Genomic DNA, 19831 nt, shown 5'->3' on the forward strand with positions numbered 1-19831 from the left:
CATGTCTGTCACCTCGTGGGGCGACAACACCAACGGCCAGCTCGGCGACGGCTCTACCACCGCGCGCCCTCTTTCATCCACTGTGGACGGCCTGGGTGACGTCCGGCAGATCGAGGCCGGCAGCGGCCACGTCGTGGCGGTGCTGCGCGACGGCACCGCGGTCGCGTGGGGCCGCAACATCTTCGGCCAGGTGACCAACGGCACCACCGAGAACCAGACCAGGCCGGTACCTGTGCTGGGGCTGCCCGGCCCGGTGCGGACGGTGTCACTCGGCGGCGGGCACAGCATGTTCCTGCTGGAGGACGGCACCCTGTACGCGAGCGGCGCCGGGTTCTTCGGCTGCCTCGCCGAGGCGAGCAGGCAGGTGAGCCCGGTGCCGGTGCGCATAGAGGGCCTGCCGGGCCCGGTGCGGTCGATCGCGGCGGCCGGCGGCCACAGCCTGGCGTTGCTGGAGGACGGCTCGGTGTGGAGCTGGGGCCGCGACGACTACGGCCAGCTCGGCGACGCCGGTGAGGAGAAGCCCGGCCGGGTGATCCAGGAACACGCGGGCAAGCAGTACCCGTGCCGCTTCGTCCCCGCCCGCGTCGACGGCCTGCCCGAGGTGGCGTCGATCGCGGCCGGCGGCGGCCAGAGCCTCGCCCTGCTGCCCGACGGCACCGTCCTGGCGTGGGGCTTCAACGACTGCGGCCAGCTCGGCGACGGCACCACCACCCACCGCGACACCCCCAGCAAGATCGACGCGCTGAGCGGCGTCACCCAGCTCGCCGGCGGCTACCACCACACGCTGGCCTTGCTGTCCGACGGCACCGTGCGCGGCTTCGGTCTGAACGACCGCGGCCAGCTCGGCAACGGCGAGACCACCAACAGCCCACTGCCCGTCGAGGTCCGCGGCCTGAGCGGCGTGCGGTCGATCGCCGCCGTCGGCGGCGGTTCCGACGCGGAGCCGGGCAACGCGGGCCACAGCATCGCCGTTCGCGAGGACGGCACGGTGTGGGCGTGGGGCTGCAACGACCACGGCGAGCTCGGCGACGGCACCTTCACCAGCCGCTCGGTTCCGGTGCAGGTCAAGGGGTTGAGCGACGTCGTCGCGGTGACGGTCGGAGGCGAGGTGCCGCAGTTCCGGGAGAATCCGGGCGGCGGGTACTCGCTGGCGTTGCGGGGAGGTGCGTGATGGACGTGCACACGTGGCTCACGGACACGGCGATCCCGTTGCCCAGCACCGATGCCGAGGCGGCCGCCGAGCTCGGCCCCCTCGGCGCCCTGATCGGTGACGCTGTCGTCGTCGGCATCGGCCCCTCGACCTACGGCGCCCACGAACAGTTCACCCTGACCGCGGCGGTGATCCGGTACCTGGTGGAACACCACGGGTTCCGCACCGTCGCGACCGAGGAGGACTGGGACGTCGCACTGGCGCTGGACAACTACGTGGTGCGGGGCGAAGGCGACCTCGACGACCTGCTCGCGACGACCGGGATGCCGTGGCGCACAGGAGAAACCCGCGAACTGCTGGAGTGGCTGCGCGACTACAACACCACGCAAGCCGACCCGGTGCGGTTCGTCGGTGTCGGGGTGATCGACACCAGGGCCGAGGTGTACGACCTGGTGAGCGCACACGTCGGCAACGTCGCCACGGAGGAGTTGCCCGCTCTGCTGCGGCACTTCGCGCAGATCCGCCCGATCCGGCCGGATCACGTGCGGTGGTTCTTCACCGAGGCACCGGACCGCGAGGCGCTGGTCGAACACGCCCGTGCCGCGCTGGCGATCGTGGAACGGGTCGCGAAGGCCGACCTGGTCGTCCAGCACGCCCGCCAGATCGTGGCGTTCTACGAGCACTACACCCATCACGTGGTCGAAGACGGGTACCGCGACGAGAAGATGGCGGAGAACCTGCGGTGGTGGCACGACCACACCGGGCACCGCATCGCCTACTGGTCCACCAACGCGCACAGCGTGCGCAGCGAACGGCTCACGATCTCCATTCCCCCCAAGGGAAAGCTGGAGTTCACGCCGACCGGCGCGCACCTGGCCAAGGCGTTCGGCGACCGGTACTTCTCGCTGGGGCTCACGTTCACCGAGGGTGAGGTGATCTCCGGCTGGGGGCTGCCGCCGTTCGGCCGGCGACCGGTCTCCGCGCCGCGCCAGCCCGGCGACTTCGCCGAGACTCCCTTGTCGGCCGTGGATCTCCCGCAGTTCCTGGTGGGGTTGCGCGGTGGTCCGGGTTCCTGGCTCGACGAACCCGCGAAGGCACGGGTGATCGGTTCGATCTACGACCCCGGCCAGCCGCCGGAGGAGTACTGGATGACGGGCGGTTCGCTGGCCGACTGGTTCGACGCCCTCATCCACACCAGGACCGTCACCCCCACCACGGATCTCTAGAGATCCAGGCGCATCAGTTCGCGGCGTGAGGTGATTCCGAGTTTCCGGAACACCTTGCGCAGGTGGTAGTCCACCGTGCGCGGGCTGACGAAGAGCTGCGCGGCCACCTCGCGGTTCGTCGCGCCGAGGCTGACCGAGCGGGCCACCTGCAGCTCCTGCGGGGTGAGCTCCGCGGTGCGGCCCGGTTCCTGGCGGCGGGCGGTCTCGCCGGTGGCGCGCAGTTCGACGCGGGCGCGTTCGGCCCACACGGGCGTGCCGAGGCGGGTGAACGTGTCCATCGCGGACCGCAGGTGCCGGCGCGACTGGGTCCGCCGGCGTTCGCGGCGGAGGAACTCGCCGTACAGCAGTTCGGTGCGGGCGTGGTCGAACGGGCGTTCCGTGGTGGCGTGCAGGCGCAGTGCCTCGGCGTAGTGGGCGTCGGCGGCGTCGGGATCGGTCGCGAGCAGTGCCAGGGTGCGTTCGGCGAGTGCCTGCAGCTCCACCGACGAGACCGTGTCGACCCACGTCAGGTAGCGGTCGAGCAGGCCCGTCGGGGTGAGGCCGGCGCGGACGGCGGCCTCGACGTGGTCGGGGATCGCGCTCACCGCCATCACCGGGCTGCCCGGTTCGGGGCCGGAGCCGTCGAGTTTGGCGAAGACCGCCAGCGCGTCCTCGTGCCGACGGTCGGCGAGCGCCATCAGGCCCAGCGCGCGCTGAGCGGTGTCGGCGACCTTGACCAGGCTGCGGGACACGGCCTCGGTCATCGTCTGCTCGGCCAGCGCGACGGCCTCCGCGGTGCGGCCGCGCAGGCCCGCCAGCATGCTGAGGAACGCCTGGTGCAGCGATGCGCTGTTGCGCCTGCCGGTTTCCACGGCGAGCCGGAACCCCTCGTCCGCGAACGCCTCGGCGGAGGCGAAGCGGCCGCGGCTGATCTCGTCCGGCACGACGTACTCCAGCGTCAGTGCCAGGGTTCCCGCGGCGCCGGCGGCACGGGCGCGGGCGACCGCCTTCTGCCGCAGCCGGGCCGACAGCGCGTACTGGCCGACCGCCCACGCCATGCCGCCCGCGGTGAGCAGCAGCTCCGGGTCCTCGAACCGTTCTGCCTCGGCCAGCAGGTCGGCCACCTCGACGGCCTGCTCGTGGTCCATCCTGGTGCCGATGAACGCGCGCAGCAGCCGCGCCAGCAGCCGATCCGTCTCGTCGGTGAACTGGGGCAGCTGCGCCAGCCGGGAAGCCAGCGCGTCGAGCACCTCCGGCCGCACGGCCGTGTAGGCGGCCTCGCGGGCCAGCGTCACGATCTGCAGTGTCCGGTGCGGATCGGAAGCGGCGAGTGCGGCGGACACGAGCAGCGCGACCGCGTCGGACGGCGAGCCCGCGCGCAGCTCGATGGAACCGCGCAGGTACAACACCTCCGCGGAGTCCTCCACCCGGTCGAGCGAGTCGAGCGCCGACGTCGTGTCACCGCCTCGCCACCACGCGTCGGCCGCGGCGACCAGCCGGCGTTGGGTGTCCTCGGTGGACGGACTGAGTTCGGCGGCCCGTTCCAGCGCGGCGGCGGCCGCGAGGTGGCCGGACCGGCGGATCGCCTGCGCCGCACTGGACTCCAGCGCCGCCGCGACCTCCTCGTCCGGTCCTTCGACGGCCTTGGCGCGGTGCCATGCCCAGCGGTCGGTGCGCTCGGTGTCCGCGTCGGCCAGTGCGCGGTGCGCGGCCAGGCGATCGGCCGCGGCGGCGCCGTGGTAGACCGCCGACCGCATCAACGGGTGCCGGAAGTCCAGGTCGTGCAGGATCTGCCCGGCCTCCGGCGAGTCGAGATGGCGGTCGACGCCGAGCTGCGCCGCCGCCGTGCGCACCAGCTCGCGACCGGCGGGCCCGGCCGCCGCCGCCAGCAGCAGCACCGTGCCGAGTTCGGGGCCGAGCTTGCGGATGCGCGCGAGGAAGACCTGTTCCAGCCGGCTGGCCAGCGGCACCGGTGCCTGCATCACCTCGTGCGGCGAGAGGTCCGCCAGCTCGATCAACGCGAGCGGGTTGCCGCCGGTGCTCGTCACCAGCTGCTCCAGCAGCAGCGGGCTCACCCGGTCGCCGAGCAACGTCCGCGCCGCCGCCAGATCCAGCCCGCCCAGCCGCAGTTCCGGCACACCTGCGGCGTCGATCGTCCTGCCCTCGTCGTCCCGCACCGCCACCAGCAGCGCGATCGACTCGGCCTCCAGCCGCCGCGCCACGAACAGGAAAACGTCCAACGACGCCGCGTCACTCCAATGGGCGTCGTCCACCACGCACAGCACCGGTTGCTCGTCCGCCAGGTCCGACAGCAGCGTCAACGCCGCCATCGACACGAGGAACGGCTGCAGCTCGTCACTGCCGCCGCGACCGAACGCCGCCCCCAGCGCCGCCGCCTGCGGTTCCGGCAGGCGGTCCACCCGGTCCAGCACCGGGGACAGCAGCTGATGCAACGCGGCGTACGCGAACTGCGACTCCGACTCGACGCCCACCACTCGCAGCACCCGCAGGTCGCGAGCCTCCGCGTACGCGCGCCCGAGCAGCGTGGACTTGCCGATGCCCGCCTCGCCGCGCACCACCAGACCGCCGCCGCTGCCGCCTCGAGCGCGGTCGATCAGCCGGTCGATCACGGCCAACTCGGCGTGCCGACCAACGATCATGGTGTGGATCCTAGTAGAGCGTCGCGGCTTGGTTGTGCTCCGTTGAGTCGGGCCGGGGAGTGGGCGGTCTGTGCTCATCGCCGAAAGCCCGGATGGTCGCGCTCTCATGCACGTCGCTGCCGAGATGGCGGTAGAGAAATGCCGACGCAAACGTTTTCTGATCACCCCGACTGCTGCCAACCGTGCACCGCGGCACGCCCCGCCGAGCCCGCCGATTTGCGGTACGGATCCTGGCGACGAGCACTGGCGACTTGCGTGGTGCGATGCCGGTGCCGTCCTCCCTAACGTCTGTGGTGCGCGCAAAGGATGAGGAAGCTCCCGATCACTCCCCCCAGTCGGGGCTTTCCACGTGGGCCAGGGCAGCCACTCGGGTTGGTGACTCCGGCCGCCCTGGCCCGCCGCGCGGGAAGGGAGAATCATGAACCAGGGGAACAAGGTCGTGCCGCCCCCGTTGGAGCGGCACGTACTGGTCGTCGCGGGAGTGGTCGCGCTCGGCGCGATCATGACCGTGCTCGCGACGACGGTCATCAGCGTGGCGATTCGCACGTTCGCCGACGAGTTCGGCGCGCCGCTGGCCACGATCCAGTGGGTGTCGACCGCGTACCTGCTGGCGCTCACGGTCGTGATCCCGTTGACCGGCTGGGCGGCCGACCGGTTCGGGGGCAAGCAGCTGTGGATGTGGTCGCTGGTGCTGTTCCTCGTCGGGTCGTTGCTGTGCGCGCTGGCGTGGTCGGTCGAGAGCCTCATCGTGTTCCGGGTGATCCAGGGGCTCGGCGGTGGCCTGGTGCTGCCGGCCGGGCAGGCGCTGCTCGCGCAGATCGCCGGTCGGGAACGGATCGGCCGTGTGATGAGTCTCGTCGGCATCCCGCTGTTGCTGGGCCCGATCTTCGGCCCGGTCGTGGGTGGCTGGCTGATCGACGCGTTCTCGTGGAGCTGGATCTTCTACATCAACCTGCCGATCGGGCTGATCGCGCTGCCGTTGTCGTGGAAGCTGATCGACGAGACGGCGAAGCGTCCAGCGCAGAACGTCGACCTGCTCGGCCTGGTGTTGCTGTCGCCGAGCCTCGCGTTGCTGGTCTACGGGTTGTCCAACCTGGTGGCGGGTTCGCCGTCGGCCGTGACGATCGGAACGCTCGTCGCCGGTGTCGTGCTGCTCGCGCTCTTCATCGCGCACGCGCTGCGCAAGAGCAACGCGCTGCTCGACCTGAAGTTGTTCGGCGACCGGCAGTTCCGGGCCGCGAACCTGGTCAACGCGCTGTCCGGCGCGTCGATGATCGGCGCGATGTTCGTCCTGCCGCTGTACTACCAGACGTTGCGGGGCGAGTCCGCCCTGATGGCGGGCCTGCTCACGGCACCGCAGGCGATCGGCGCGGCGCTGTCCATGCGCTGGGGCGGCGGCCTGGTCGACAAGGGCCGGGCCGGTGTGTCGGTGCTGTCCGGTGCGGTCCTGATGGCGGTGGGTTACCTGGCCTTCGTCATCCCGGACGCGGACGCGAGCTACGTGCTGCTCTCCGCCGCGTTGTTCGTGGTCGGCGTCGGTGCGGGCCTCACGATCACGCCGGCCATGTCGGCGGCGTACCGGACGCTCGACCAGCGGTCGATGCCGCAGGCCACCGCGCTGCTCAACATCGTGCAGCGCATCGGCGGCCTGCTCGGCACCGCGCTGTTCGCCGTCGTGCTGCAGGCGAACCTCGGCCCGCAGGGCCTGCGCGGCACCGTGACCCCGGAGGCGTTCGCGTACACGTTCTGGCTGCCGCTGGCCTGTGCCGCGCTGGCGCTGCTGCCCGCGCTGGTCCTGCCGAGGTCGCCTGACCGGACGGCTGCGCCGGTGACTAGTTAGCTCGGGCAATGCGCGGCGGGAGGCTGCGGTAGCCGGGATGCACGCCAGGCGTGAGTCCCGCCTCCTCGGCCACCCGCCGCAGCAGTTCGTGCAGCTGCGCGCGTTCCTCGGCGGACAGCGGCGCGACGATCTCCTCCTCGTGCTCCCGCATCACCTCGCGCACCCCGCGCAGCACCTCCTGGCCGCGATCGGTCAGCTCGACGATGCGCACCCGCCGGTCGGTGGGATCCGGCCGGCGCTGGGCGAGGCCCTGCTCCTCGAGCTCGTCGACGAACGTGACCACGCGGCTCGGCTGGATGTCGAAGTGCCGCGCCATCGCCTGCTGGCTGTTGCCGGGCGACTGGGCGATCCAGCGCAGCAGCCCCACCTGCGGAGGACTCACCCCGAGCGCGGCGATGCGCTCGGCGAACCGGTTGGCCGCGTGCGTGCCCAGCTGGGTCAGCAGAAATGCGGCGTTCACGTTCTGTTCCACGACCGAATCATAAACCAGCGATAAAGTACTGCTGGGTGAATGATTCTATGGTATGAACGATATAACGACATGTACGGAACGAGGCAGGGGAAGACATGAGCCAGGAGACCGCCGCGGCCCTGCAGACAGCCGGGTTCGCAGGCCCCGTGTACCTACCGGGCCAGGAGGGCTACGACGCCGCACGGCTGCCGTGGCGGCGCAACCTCGATCCGAAACCGCTGGTGGTGGCGGAGGCGACGAACGCGCACGACGTGCAGATCGCCGTCCGTGTCGCGCGTGAGCTGGGGCTTCCGTTCGGCGTGCAGTCCACCGGGCACGGCGCCGTCGTCCCCGCGGACGACGGGGTGCTGCTCAAGACGTCGCGCATGGCGGACGTGCGGGTCGATCAGGAGCAGCGGACCGTCACGGCCGGGCCGGGCGTCATCTGGAACTCGGTCATCGAGGCCGTCGACCCGCTCGGTCTCGCGCCGCTGTCCGGCGCCATGCCGTGGGTGGGCCTCGCCGGCTACACGCTCGGCGGTGGCACCGGCTGGCTGAGCCGCAAGTTCGGGTTCGCCGCCGACAGCCTGCTGCGCGCGACCGTGGTGACCGCCGACGGCGAGCTTCGCACCGCGTCCGAGAACGAGAACCCGGACCTGTTCTGGGCGTTGCGCGGCGGCAGCGGCAACTTCGGTGTCGTCACGGAACTCGAGCTGCGGCTCTTCCCGGTCGAGCAGGTCTACGCGGGGCTGCTGTACTTCCCGATCGCCAAGGCCACCGACGTGCTCACCCGCTACCGCGAGTGGGCGCTGGAGGAGCCGGACGAGCTCAACACAGGCCTGGTGATGCTGAAGATGCCCGACATCGACCAGATCCCGCCGCCGGTGCGCGGCAAGAAGGTCATCTCGCTGCGGGCGTGCTACATCGGTGACCCGGACGACGGTGACAAGCTGCTGGCCCCGTTGCGCGAGGCGGGCGGTGAGCCGTTGATGGGCGGCCTGCAGACCATGACCTACGGCGGGGTCCGCCGGTTGACCGGCCCGCAGCCGATGCCCCGCGCGTCGCTGGAGCACGTCGACCTGTTCCGCGCGCTCGACGACGAGGTGATCGAGACGATCGTCGGTGCGGCGAGCGGGGACACGCCGTTGTCGGTGGCGGAGATCCGGCACTGGGGCGGCGCGATGGCGCGCGACACCGGTACCCCGGTCGGGCACCGGGACGTGCCGTTCTCGATCGTCGCCGAGATCGACCTGTCCGACGGCACACCGCCGGACGAGGCCAAGTCCTTTCTGGACGGTCTCGGGAACAGCCTGCGGCCGCATGCGACGGGTGGCACGTTCCTCAACTTCATCAACGACCCGGCGCTCACGGAGACGGCGTTCTCGCCGGCCAACTGGCAGCGCCTTCGTGAGGTGAAGAAGACGTACGACCCGTCGAACTTCTTCCACTGCAACCACAACATTCCGCCAGCGTCATGAGCGGCGCGGAGGTGAAGCTGGTCCGGTGGCCCGCCGAGGCGGCCTCCCTCGCGCGCTACCGCCAGATGAACGTGCTGCGCCTGCTCGTCGTCGAGGGCAAGGCCGAACCGCCGATCACCGCCGACGTGAAGGAGGACTGGGTCAGGCCGCCGGTCAGCAGGGCCGATCTGATGGCCCGCATCGCCGCGCTGCGCGCCCGGTCGGACGTGTACGCGGTGCCGCACGTGGATCCGGCCGGGCTGCTGCGCTACGGCTCCCGGTCGGTCACCGTGTCCACGATCGGCGCCGCGTTGCTGGCAAGGCTCGCCGACGACTTCTCCGACCTGGTCGAGCGGGAGGAACTGCTGGACCTGCTGCCCGGCAACGACGGCGACCGCAACGCGCTCGACCTGCAGATCATGCGGCTGCGCCGGCGCATCGGGCCGCTCGGGCTCGGGATCCAGACGGTGCGGGGCCGTGGTTACGTGCTGGTGCCGCTGGAAGGAGCTGCCTGATGGCGACACTCGTCTCGTTCCACGCACATCCGGACGACGAAAGCATCGGCACGGGTGGCGTGTTGCGCAAGGCGTCCGAGGAGGGGCACCGCGTCGTGCTCGTCGTGGCCACGAGCGGCGAGCACGGCGAACTGGTGGAGGGCTTCACCCTGGCCGAGGGTGAGTCGCTGAGCACTCGCCGGGTCCGGGAGACCCACGAGGCCGCCGAGATCCTGGGCGTGCACCGCGTCGTGTTCCTCGGTTATCGCGACTCCGGGATGATGGGCTCGCCGGCCAACGACAACCCTGCCTCGTTCTGGCGGGCGGACGTCGAAGAGGCCGCGGTGGTGCTCGCGGGCATCCTCACCGACGAACGGGCCGACGTGCTGACCGTGTACGACGACAACGGCGGCTACGGCCATCCCGACCACATCCAGGTGCACCGCGTCGGCATGAGGGCAGCGGAGATCGCGGGAACCAAGAAGGTGTACCAGCAGACGATGAACCGCGACCGGATGCGCCGCGGCCGCAAGGCGTTCGCCGCCCGTGCCCGCGAGGCGGGCATCGAGATCCCCGGCGGCGCCGAGAACGACCACGGCGCGTTCGGCAAGCCGGAGGCGGAGATCACCGCCGCGGTGGACGTGAGGCCGTACCTCGCGTACAAGCGGCGCGCCATGCGGGCGCACGCCAGTCAGATCGGCGAGGGGTCGGTCTTCCTGGCGATGCCGGAGGAGGGTTTCCGGTTCGGCTTCGGCACCGAGTGGTTCATCCGGGAGGGGCAGGGACCCGGCATCACCGAGACGGACCTCTTCGAAGGGCTCGGCTAGTGGTGTGTCGCAGCTATCTCTTGGGATGTGACAGTGAGAGTGATGCCGGCAGGCAGCCGCGCTTCGATCATGAAGATCGCGCTCTCATGGCTGCCAGCTGCACGGTTGGCAGTAGTCGGGGTGATCAGCAAACGTTTGCGTCAGCATTTCTCTACCGCCAACTCGGCAGCGACGTACGTGAGAGCGCGACCATCCGGGCTTTCGGTGACGAGCACCGGACCACCCAGCCCCCTGCCCGACTCAACGGAGCACAACCAAGCCGCGACGCTCGGCTAGTGGCGTTGCTCGCAACGGCGCCGGTGGAATTCGCGGTCAGGCGGGCGGATCGTGGTGCTGCCCCACGTCCTCATCCTGGTTGGCTGTGGGCGTGGGGGCGGTGCCGCGAGGCGTCCTGCTGAGCGTGAATTACGCCGCCGACGTTGCGTGACGCGCCACCAACCAGGTCCCCGGCGGAGGGTCCGCTCCGGAAATCCCAGTGATACCGGGACATCTGCCCCACGACGACCGGACTCGCCATCTGCCACGGTGGCAGCAGGAATCGAGGGAGGACGCTAGTGAATCCGGATCGGACGTTGCTCTTCGTCGGGCACCCGACCGAGGCCGTGCGCAAGGCGAAGGCGGTCGGGCTGGACGTGATCCTCCTCCAGCACCCCAGCAAGTTCGAGCAGGAGCAGGCCGAGCTCGCCGAGGCCACGTTCCTCGTCGACTACATGGACTGGTCGATCACCGAACCGCTGGCGGATCTGGCCAGGCAGCGCTGGGGTTTCGCCGCGGCGGTGTCGCTCACCGATCCGGGCCTGGAGGTGACCGGCCGGATCAACGACAAGTACGGCCTCGGTGGCACCGGCTACGAGGTGAGTCACGTGTTGCGCGACAAGTGGGCGATGCGCCGCAGGCTCGCAGAGGCCGGCGCGCGCACGATCGGCGCGGCACCGGTCGCTGGCCGGGACAGCATCCTCGATTTCGGGGAACAGCACGGGTTTCCGTTCATCCTCAAGCCGATCGACCTGGCCGGCGGCTTCGGCGTGCAGCGCGTCGAGAGGCCGGACGACGTCGATCGGGTGTGGGCCGAGGTCGAACGGATGCGGCGGGTCGGCGTGGACCGCGGGCCCGCCGCGTTGTTCACCGTGACGGACTTCCTGATGGAGGAGTACGTCAGCGGTCCCGAGTTCAGCATCGAGTCGTTCAGCTTCCACGGCAACCACATCGTCGTCTCCGTCACCGAGAAGATGATCGACGAGCGGCACTTCGCCGAGCTCGGTCACACGGTGCCGGCGCGTATCGACGCGGACACCGAGCACGCCATCGTCACGGAGGTCGTCGACTTCCTCGACGTGGTGGGGCTGAAGGACGGCCCGAGCCACACCGAGGTGCGCCTCGGGAAGGACGGGCCGGTGGTCATCGAGGGCCACAACCGCATCGGCGGCGACCGGATCATGGACCTGGTGCGGTCCGCGTACGACTTCGACTTCGTCAGCTACTCGGTCGCGTGGCCGTTCGGGCTCGTGCCCGAGCTGACCGAGCGTCCTCCCGCGCGCGGCGGCGCGTGCGTCCGGTTCCTGCACGGACCGGCCGGCACCGTCAAGTCCGTGTCCGGCATCGAGGAGCTGCGGGAACGGCCGGAGGTGATCGCCGCGGACCAGTACGTGCAACCGGGCGCGAAGGTCGGCCCGTTGCGCGACGACTTCGACCGGCTCGGGCTCGTCGCCGTGTCCGGACCTGACAGCGAGGCGGCCGTGCAAGTGTGCGAGGAACTGATCGAGTCCACTGTGGACATCGAGATCGAGGCGTCATGACCGTCGTGATCCTGGACGGCCGCACCGGTCCGCTCGCCCCGTACCACGAGTGGCTGGACGGTCGCGATCTCGTGCTGTTCACCGGTCGCCCGGTGGAACTGGGCGGCTACACCGACATCCGGGTGTTCTTCGACTACGCCACGACCGCGGCGGTGGAGCTGGCGGTGCTGGACCTGGCGGCCCGCACTCCCGTCGAGGCGATCGTCGCCACGTCGTTCACGGACCTCGTGCGGGCCGGAGCGCTGCGCGACCACCTCGGGCTCGACGGACAGGGCCGGGACGCGGCGATCGCGCGGGTCGACCTGGAGGACCAGCGGGTCCGGCTGTGCGCGGCCGGGGTGCCCACCGTCCACTCCGGACCGGTCGAACGCGCGAGCGATCTGCACTGGTACGCGCACAGATGGGGCTATCCGCTGCGGCTACGGCGGCAGCGTGCGGAGGGCTGGCCGGTGGTGGCGCTGCTGGACGACGAACGCGCGGTCACCGAGTTCAGCGCCGCCACGTTCGAGCCGGACCTGTGGCGCAAGCCGGGTCTCGTCGCGGAACCCGTCGTGGCGGGCGAACGGCGCCGGGCGCGTGGTGATCTCGCTCGTGCGGCGCTGGCCGCGTTGCCGGACGACACGGACGGCGTCGTGGAGACCGTGGACGGGCTGGTCGACTTCGTGGGCATCGAGGCGGACCTGCCCAGCGCCGTCCGTGCGCAGGCGGGGCTGGAGGTCGTCCGATGACGGTCGTGATCCTGCACCTGCGCGGTTCGCTGAAGGACGCGCCCTATGACCAATGGCTCGCCGACTACGACGGCGATCTGATCCTGCTGGCCTCGCGCGAGCACATGGACCTGCTCGGCGAGGAACTGCCCGCGGAGCACGGTTACCTGATCGCCGAGACGATCAGCGGCTACCAGGCCAGTGGCGCGGTGGAGGCCCGTGTGCTCCAGCTCGCCCGCGAGCACGACATCAAGTACGTGATCTCGCCCCAGGAACAGGACCTCGACCGCGCCGCACGGCTGCGCGAGATCCTCGACCTGCCCGGCCAGCGCACGGACAGCGTCACGCCGTACCGCGACAAGATCCTGATGAAGCGGACCGTGAGCGCGGCCGGCGTGCCGGTGGCGATCCACCGCGACGTCGAGACCGCGGTCGACCTGGTCGCGTTCGCCGAGGAGCACGGGTTCCCGATCGTGGTGAAACCCAGGGACGGCGCCGGATCGTTCGGCGTGCGGATCCTGCGGTCGCGCGAGGCGCTCGACGACTTCCTCACCGGCGGGCTCGAGCTGTACGGGCCGTTCGGCTCGAACCTGATGGTGGAGAAGTTCGTCTCCGAGACGATGTGCCACGTCGACGGGCTCGTCGTGAACGGCCAGGTCGTCTACATGTGGCCCTCGCGCTACCTCTACGCGCTCGCGGTCTACGAGAAGGACCGCAGCGGCCGGATGGACGTCACGCTCGACCCGGACGACCCGCTCACCCCGCGCCTGGTGGAGCTCACCGAGAAGGTCATCGCCGCGCTGCCGTCACCGCCGGACTTCGCGTTCCACGCGGAGATCTTCCACACTCCCGACGACGAACTGGTGCTCGGCGAGATCGGCTGCCGGTTCGGCGGCGCGGCGCAGCGGCCCATCCAGCGCACCGCGTTCGGGCTCGATCCTGCGGAGTGCTCGATCCGCGCGCAGCTCGGCCTGCCGCTGCCGATCGAGCCGGGTGAACGCTTGCGTCCCAGGACGCTCACCGGTCAGCTCGCGTTGCTCAAGCGGCCGGGCAAGGTGCTCGGCCTGCCCGGCGAGGCGCCGTTCCCGTGGGTGGTGCGCACCCAGCTCTTCGTCCGCCCCGGCACCGTGATGGGGGAACCAGGCTTCGCCGCCGATTTCATGGTCATGTGGGTGATCTCGGCACCGACGCGCGCGGAGAGCGTGCGGCGGATGGAGCAGCTCAAGAAGTGGTTCCTCGACAACCTGGAGCTCGGCGAGGCGGACGGCCCGGTCGACCGGCGCCAGGTCGACTACGCCGGCATGACGGAGGGAACCGGCCGTGGGCACTGACGTGCTGACCTTGCCCGACTCGATCGAGGGCCTCATCGGCAACACCCCGTTGCTGCGGCTGAGGCTTCCCGACGTGCCGGAGACCGTGCGGGTGCTCGCCAAGCTGGAGATGTTCAACCCGCTGTCCAGCGTGAAGGACCGGCCGGCCCTCCACATGCTGCGTGCGGCAGAGGAGTCCGGCGAGCTGGACCCGGCCGGCGGCGTGGTCGTCGAGTACTCCTCCGGCAACACCGGCATCGCGCTCGCCGGCCTGTGCGCGAGCCGCGGTCACCGGTTCATCCTGGTGATGCCGGATAACGCGACCGCCGAACGCAGGCGGATCGTGACCGCGCTGGGCGGCGAGATCGTGCAGACCCCGCACCAGGACGGCCTGCCGGCCGCGATCGCGAAGGCGCAGGAGATCACCGCGGCGACACCCGGTGCGTGGCTCGTCAACCAGGCCTTCAACCACGTCAACACGATCGCGCACTACGAGACCACCGGCCCGGAGATCTGGCAGGCCTGCGGTGGCGACATCGACGTGCTGGTCAGCCCGGTCGGCACCGGCGGCACGCTCACCGGCGTCGCCCGCTACGTCAAGGAGCGCACGGAGCTGCACGTGGTGGCGGTCGAGCCCGCCGCGTCACCGGTGCTGTCCGGCGGCTGCCACAGCCCGCACCGCATTCCCGGCATCGGCCCCGGTTTCGTCGCCGAGGTCACCGACACGGCGTGCATCGACGAGATCGTCACCGTGTCCGATGTGGACGCGGGACTCGCCACCCGCACGCTCGCCGCGACCACCGGGTTGTTCGTCGGGGTGTCGTCCGGTGCTGCCGTGCACGCCGCGCACCTCGTGGCCCGCAGGTTGACCGGCGGCACGATCGTCGCGGTGCTGCCGGACTCAGGGGAGCGTTACCTGTCGATCTGGGAGACGTTGGGGGTGCGGTGATGGGCTTTGTGGCCATGTCACCGGGAGCGGACGAGTGGCGTATGTCCATTCAGGACACATTGGGGGATCCGTGACGGACTTCGCGGCCGCGTTGCGAGCCAGGCAGCCGATGATCGGCACGTGGGTGGTGACCGACAACCCGATCGCCACCGAGAGCATTGCCGGGCTGGGCTTCGACTTCATCTGCGTGGACGGCCAGCACGGCCTCTACGGCGAGGACGGCTGGATCTCGGCGATCACCGCGATCACCGCGGGTGGCTCGTCCGGAATCATCCGGGTGCCCGCCAACGATCCCGCGGTGCTGGGCCGCGCACTCGACTCCGGCGCCGCCGGCGTGGTCGTGCCCATGGTCGACAGTGCGGCGGACGCGGCACGGGCCGCGCACGCCTGCCGGTACGTCCCGCGTGGCGGCCGCAGCTACGGGCCGATGCGCACCGCATTGCGCATGCCCCCGGCCGAGGCCAACGACCGCGTCGCGTGCCTGGTGATGATCGAGACCGCCGAGGCGCTCGCCGACATCGACGCGATCTGTGCGGTGGACGGGCTGGACGGGGTGCTGATCGGCCCGTTCGATCTCACGCTCGCCCTGGGCGGCAAGGGTTTTGGTGATCCCGCGGTGGCGGCGGAGCTCGAGGACGCGCTGGCGGCCGTCGCGGCGGCCGCGGCGCGTGCGGGCATCGCGGCCGGGGTGCACTGCCCGGACGGTGGCACGGCCGCGAAACGGCTCGCCGGCGGCTTCACGTTCGCCATGGTCAGCTGCGACCTGTTGCTGCTGGAGGAGGCCGCGACGTCCCAGTTGCGCCTCGCCCGCAGTTCCTAGAAAGGATTCCATCGTGTCTGGTTTGGACATTCGCAAGATCGGTGGCCGGATCGGCGCCGAGGTCGTCGGCGTGGACATCGCCGCCGGTCTGTCCGACGCCGTCATCGCCGACGTCAACGCCGCACTGCTGGAGCACAAGGCACTGGTCTTCCGCGGCCAGCACCTCGAAGAGGAAGGCCAGCTGGCGTTCGCGTCCCGCTTCGGCCCGCTCACCCAGGCGCATCCGACCGGCATCCCGTCGGTCGACGGTCAGCCGCAGGTGTTGCCGATCGACGGGGACGACCACCGCGCCAACCACTGGCACACCGACTGCACGTTCGTCCGCACGCCACCGAAGGCGAGCACGTTGCGGGCACTGGTCATGCCGTCCTACGGCGGCAACACGCTGATCGCCAACCAGGCAGCGGCGTACCGGGACCTGCCTGCCGAGCTGCGCGACTTCGCCGACACGCTGTGGGCGGTGCACAGCAACGACGCCGGCCAGCCGAAGCTCGACACGGAACGCGCCGACGAGTACCGCAAGATCTTCCTGTCGAAGATCTACCAGACCGCGCACCCGGTGGTGCGCGTCCACCCGGAGTCGGGCGAGCGGAGCCTGTTCATCGGGAGCTTCGCCCAGTCGATCGTCGGCCTGTCGCTCAGCGAGTCGCGTGCGATCCTCGACATGCTGCAGAAGTACGTCACCAGGCCGGAGAACGTGATCCGCGTCCAGTGGACGCCGGGGGACCTGGTGCTGTTCGACAACCGCAACACCCAGCACTACGGCCCGGACGACTACGACGACCAGCCGCGCATGCTGCACCGCGTCACCATCGCCGGTGACGCCCCGGTCGGCGTCAACGGCAAGCAGAGCTACCTGATCCAGGGCGACGACGCGTCGCACTACACCCCGGCGGTGGCATGACGAGTTTCACCGAACGGCTCGCACTCCCGTCGTTCCGCGGCCACGGCGGCCTCGTTGCCGCACTGGCCGTGGACAGCATCGGTACGGGCCTGTTCCTGCCGTTCGGCGTCGTGTACTTCCTCTACACCACGTCGCTGCCGCTGCCGGTGATCGGCGCGGGCCTCACCGCGGCCAGACTGCTCGCGCTCCCGGCCTCGATCGTGGCCGGGCCGCTGATCGACAGGTTCGGCGCCAGGACCGTGCTGGCGGCGGGCAACCTGGTGAGCTGCTTCGCCTTCGCGGGCTATCTGTTGGTGAGCAACACTTGGCAGCTCGTGCTGGCGGCATTCCTCGCGAGCGTCGGCCAGACGACGTTCTGGACCGCCTCCCGCGCGCTGGTCGGCGCGGCCATCCAGCCCGACCAGCGCTCGTCGTGGTTCGCACTCCAGACGATGACCCGCAACGCCGGTTACGGCCTCGGCGGCCTGATCGGTGCCGCCGCCGTCGGTTCCGGCAGCCGCTGGGTGTACCTGGCGTTCGCCGCGGCCAACGCGCTGAGCTTCCTGCTCGCCGCACTCCTGGTGCTGCGCTGGAAGATGCCGGCGGTCGCCACCGCCTCCACCGGCGCGCCACCAGAACGCTCCGGGTACCGCCAGCTCTTCCGCGACCGCGCCCTGCTCCTGGTCACACTGGTGAACCTGGCGTTCGTCATGTGCGCCAACGTGCTGACCGTGCTGCTCGTCGTCTACGTGACGACCGTGCTGCACCAACCAGCCTGGCTGGGCGGCGCGCTGTTCACCGTGAACACGATCATGGTGTCGACGTTGCAGACCATCACCACGCGCAGCGTCCGCAAGGTGAGTCACGCCGGTGTGCTGCGCGCCGCGGCCCTGTGCTGGGCCGCATCCTTCGTGCTGCTGTGGGGTCTGACCGCATTGTCGGGCCTGGTGGTGATCATCGGCCTGTTCGTGGCGATCGTCGTGTTCACGATCGCCGAGATGCTGCAGGACCCGATCATCAACACCCTCGTCGTCGACATCGCGCCCCCGCACCTCACCGGCCGGTACGTCGCGGCCTACCAGCTGTCGTGGAGCGCGGGCAACGCCGTCGCGCCGTTCCTGCTCACCGCTCTGCTCGCGCAGGGAGTCGCGCCGTCCTGGATCGTCATGGTGACCGTCTGCCTGCTCGCGGTGGTGACGATCGGCCGGATCAGGCCGGCGCGCTCGGTCACCGAACCCGCTTCGTGACCCGCTGCCGCGGCAGGTCGGCGGTGGTCTCGTCGGCGGGCAGCCAGGCACGACGGAGGCGCTCGCGGGCCTCATTCACGGACAGGGAGGTAGTGGGCTGCCCGACCGTGTGCTGATACTTGGCGTCATAGGCCCTGGCCCAGACGCCTGCAGCCTGCGGCCGCGGAACCAGTGCCGAGAGGTTGTGGCGGTCACCGGTCCGGGCCGCTCGCGCTCACTCCCCGCGGCGCGCTGTCCGCTGTCGTGCGGAGACTGCGGTGCGCCGCCATCCGCACCGGCGCGTTGACGGAGCCGATGCCGCGGTAGCCGCCGACGCGTTGCGTGACCTCGAAGAACACCCGTGATCCGATCATGGGTGTGGAGAAGTGGAAGAACTCGCCGCCCTCGTCGCGGTCGTAGAGCAGGTCGAACTCCCGCAGCTCCGCGAGCAGCTCCTCGGGCAGGGCCAGCCGCGCTTCGAGATCGTCGTAGTAGTTGTCCGGAATGGACAGTGCCGCGCCACCGCGGGCGCGGAACGCCTTGGCGGTGGCGAAGATGTCGTCCGTGGCGAAGGCGATGTGCTGCGGGTCCGGCACGTGTGGCGCCCACTCGCCGCGCCGCAGCAGCGGCCGGGTGAGCACCAGGTGCACGCCGCCGTTTCCGAGTGAACGGCTGCGCACCAGGCCGAACGGAGCGGCGTACTCGGTGTCGTCACGGGGGCGCAGCCCCAGGACGGACCGGTAGAACAGCGCCACCTCGTCGAACCGGTCGAACGGCTGGGCGAGTGCGATGTGGTCGATGCCGGTCAGTCCGATGCCGTCGTCCTCCGCCTCCACGGTCGGCAGGAACGCTGTCAGCCACTCGTCGCCCTGCGGGCAGAACGCCACGGACAGTCCGTCCGGGTCGGCGACCGCGGTCGTGCCCGTGCCGACGTCCGGAGACAGTTGCGGGGCGAGCAGGGCGACGGCGCGGCGCGCGGACGCCGCCGGATCCGTGCTCTCCAGACCCAGCCCGCTGATCTCGGCGCCGCCCGGGGTGGTGGCGGTGGACGAGACCAGCAGGGTCGCGGCACCCTGCCGCCACATCCGCACCGGGCTGGTGCGGTGGTTGGCATGATGGGTGAAACCCAGCGCTGCCAGGGATTCGGCGACCTCGACCGCGGAGTCGTGGTGCACCGCCAGCCGGGCGAAGGCGGTCGCGGTCAGCCCGGCCGCCGCCGGGAGCACTGAGCTTTCCCCACCGGCGCAACGGTCCTGCAGGTCGAGCAGGGAGCGCATGGCGTCCACGGCCGTGCTGCCGGGATCGGCCTGGCGGTACACGTCGTTGAAGACCTCCAGCGAGATCGGGCCTTGGTAACCGGTGCGCCACACGAGGTTCGTGAAACCGGTCAGGTCGAAGGCGCCCTGGCCGGGGAACAGGCGGTGGTGCCTGCTCCACTGCAGCACGTCCATGTCCAGGTGTGGTGCGTCCGCCAGCTGGACGAAGAACAGCTCGCGCCCCGGCACTTCGGCGATGCCGGTCACGTCCGGGGTTCGTGACAGCACGTGGAAGCTGTCCAGGCACAAGCCGAGTGCGGGGTGGCCGGCTGCGCGCACGATGCGCCAGGAGTGCTCCCAGGTGTTGACGAACCGGCCCCAGGCCAGCGCCTCGTAGGCGATGCGGATGCCGTGCTGTGCCGCCCGGTCGGCCAGCGCGTGCAGTTGCTCGGCGGCGAGATCGTCGTCGTCCAGAGCGTCGGGGGACACCGACGAGCAGACCAGGAGCAGGTCCGCGCCCAGCTCGCCCATGAGCTCGAACTTGCGTTCCGCCCGGCGCAGGTTCGTCGCGAGAACCTGCGGCGGGACGGCTTCGAAGTCGCGGAACGGTTGGTACAGCTCGATCGACAGGCCCAGGTCTGCGCACCGGGCCCGGATCTCCGAGGGTGACCACGGGCTCGCGATGAGGTCGTTCTCGAAGATCTCCACGCCGTCGAACCCGGCCCGTGCCGCGGCGGCGAGCTTCTCCTCGAGGGTTCCGGACAGACAGACGGTGGCGATTGAGCGCAAGGCGGTGCTTC

The 19831-nt window shown here is 70.6% G+C and carries 16 protein-coding genes; 13 read left to right on the forward strand and 3 right to left on the reverse strand.

The window, feature by feature from the left end; genetic code table 11:
• Position 1: 1 nt before the first annotated feature.
• A complete protein-coding gene (locus tag JOD27_RS00690) occupies positions 2–1171 on the forward strand; it encodes an RCC1 domain-containing protein (protein WP_204760154.1) in 1170 nt (389 codons plus the stop codon).
• The gene (locus JOD27_RS00695) at positions 1171–2376 is read left to right on the forward strand and encodes an erythromycin esterase family protein (RefSeq protein ID WP_204760155.1); all 1206 of its coding nucleotides are present in this window, start codon (positions 1171–1173) and stop codon (positions 2374–2376) included. Before JOD27_RS00690 ends, JOD27_RS00695 begins: the two co-directional genes overlap by 1 nt.
• Here the strand turns inward: JOD27_RS00695 and JOD27_RS00700 are convergent.
• Positions 2373–5015, reverse strand: coding sequence for a helix-turn-helix transcriptional regulator (locus JOD27_RS00700; RefSeq protein ID WP_204760156.1), 2643 nt, complete (start codon positions 5013–5015; stop codon positions 2373–2375). The two genes, JOD27_RS00695 and JOD27_RS00700, sit on opposite strands and share 4 nt — an antisense overlap.
• A gap of 418 nt (positions 5016–5433) precedes the next feature.
• On the opposite strand from JOD27_RS00700, the gene JOD27_RS00705 reads away from it, so the two are divergent.
• A complete protein-coding gene (locus JOD27_RS00705; RefSeq protein ID WP_204760157.1) occupies positions 5434–6855 on the forward strand; it encodes a DHA2 family efflux MFS transporter permease subunit in 1422 nt (473 codons plus the stop codon).
• Here JOD27_RS00705 and JOD27_RS00710 read toward each other — a convergent pair.
• A complete protein-coding gene (locus tag JOD27_RS00710) occupies positions 6848–7327 on the reverse strand; it encodes a MarR family winged helix-turn-helix transcriptional regulator (protein WP_204760158.1) in 480 nt (159 codons plus the stop codon). The two genes, JOD27_RS00705 and JOD27_RS00710, sit on opposite strands and share 8 nt — an antisense overlap.
• A gap of 95 nt (positions 7328–7422) precedes the next feature.
• On the opposite strand from JOD27_RS00710, the gene JOD27_RS00715 reads away from it, so the two are divergent.
• The 10 genes from JOD27_RS00715 to JOD27_RS00760 all read left to right on the forward strand — a co-directional run bounded on the left by JOD27_RS00715 (position 7423) and on the right by JOD27_RS00760 (position 17796).
• Positions 7423–8784 carry an FAD-binding oxidoreductase gene (locus JOD27_RS00715; protein WP_204760159.1) on the forward strand — a complete coding sequence of 454 codons (1362 nt, stop codon included), beginning with the start codon at positions 7423–7425 and terminating at the stop codon, positions 8782–8784.
• Positions 8781–9278 carry a helix-turn-helix domain-containing protein gene (locus tag JOD27_RS00720; RefSeq protein WP_239566267.1) on the forward strand — a complete coding sequence of 166 codons (498 nt, stop codon included), beginning with the start codon at positions 8781–8783 and terminating at the stop codon, positions 9276–9278. Before JOD27_RS00715 ends, JOD27_RS00720 begins: the two co-directional genes overlap by 4 nt.
• Positions 9278–10084 carry a PIG-L family deacetylase gene (locus JOD27_RS00725; RefSeq protein ID WP_204760160.1) on the forward strand — a complete coding sequence of 269 codons (807 nt, stop codon included), beginning with the start codon at positions 9278–9280 and terminating at the stop codon, positions 10082–10084. Before JOD27_RS00720 ends, JOD27_RS00725 begins: the two co-directional genes overlap by 1 nt.
• A gap of 554 nt (positions 10085–10638) precedes the next feature.
• On the forward strand, positions 10639–11880 hold the full coding sequence (locus tag JOD27_RS00730; protein ID WP_204760161.1) for an ATP-grasp domain-containing protein: 1242 nt from the start codon (positions 10639–10641) through the stop codon (positions 11878–11880).
• Positions 11877–12608, forward strand: a complete 732-nt coding sequence (locus JOD27_RS00735) for an ATP-grasp domain-containing protein (RefSeq protein WP_204760162.1) — start codon at positions 11877–11879, stop codon at positions 12606–12608. The genes JOD27_RS00730 and JOD27_RS00735 overlap by 4 nt, the downstream gene beginning before the upstream one ends.
• On the forward strand, positions 12605–13918 hold the full coding sequence (locus tag JOD27_RS00740) for an ATP-grasp domain-containing protein (protein ID WP_204760163.1): 1314 nt from the start codon (positions 12605–12607) through the stop codon (positions 13916–13918). The genes JOD27_RS00735 and JOD27_RS00740 overlap by 4 nt, the downstream gene beginning before the upstream one ends.
• Positions 13908–14846, forward strand: a complete 939-nt coding sequence (locus JOD27_RS00745; protein WP_307829785.1) for a PLP-dependent cysteine synthase family protein — start codon at positions 13908–13910, stop codon at positions 14844–14846. Before JOD27_RS00740 ends, JOD27_RS00745 begins: the two co-directional genes overlap by 11 nt.
• 70 nt (positions 14847–14916) lie before the next feature.
• Complete coding sequence (locus JOD27_RS00750) at positions 14917–15666, forward strand: HpcH/HpaI aldolase family protein (RefSeq protein WP_307829786.1); 750 nt, start codon at positions 14917–14919, stop codon at positions 15664–15666.
• 13 nt (positions 15667–15679) lie between these two features.
• Complete coding sequence (locus JOD27_RS00755; RefSeq protein ID WP_204760164.1) at positions 15680–16570, forward strand: TauD/TfdA dioxygenase family protein; 891 nt, start codon at positions 15680–15682, stop codon at positions 16568–16570.
• Positions 16567–17796, forward strand: a complete 1230-nt coding sequence (locus JOD27_RS00760; RefSeq protein WP_204760165.1) for an MFS transporter — start codon at positions 16567–16569, stop codon at positions 17794–17796. The genes JOD27_RS00755 and JOD27_RS00760 overlap by 4 nt, the downstream gene beginning before the upstream one ends.
• Before the next feature lie 191 nt (positions 17797–17987).
• On the opposite strand, the gene JOD27_RS00765 is transcribed toward JOD27_RS00760, so the two are convergent.
• The gene (locus JOD27_RS00765; protein ID WP_204760166.1) at positions 17988–19820 is read right to left on the reverse strand and encodes a sugar phosphate isomerase/epimerase and 4-hydroxyphenylpyruvate domain-containing protein; all 1833 of its coding nucleotides are present in this window, start codon (positions 19818–19820) and stop codon (positions 17988–17990) included.
• Between the last annotated feature and the right edge of the window lie 11 nt (positions 19821–19831).

This window comes from Lentzea nigeriaca, assembly GCF_016907955.1.
Taxonomy (GTDB): domain Bacteria; phylum Actinomycetota; class Actinomycetes; order Mycobacteriales; family Pseudonocardiaceae; genus Lentzea; species Lentzea nigeriaca.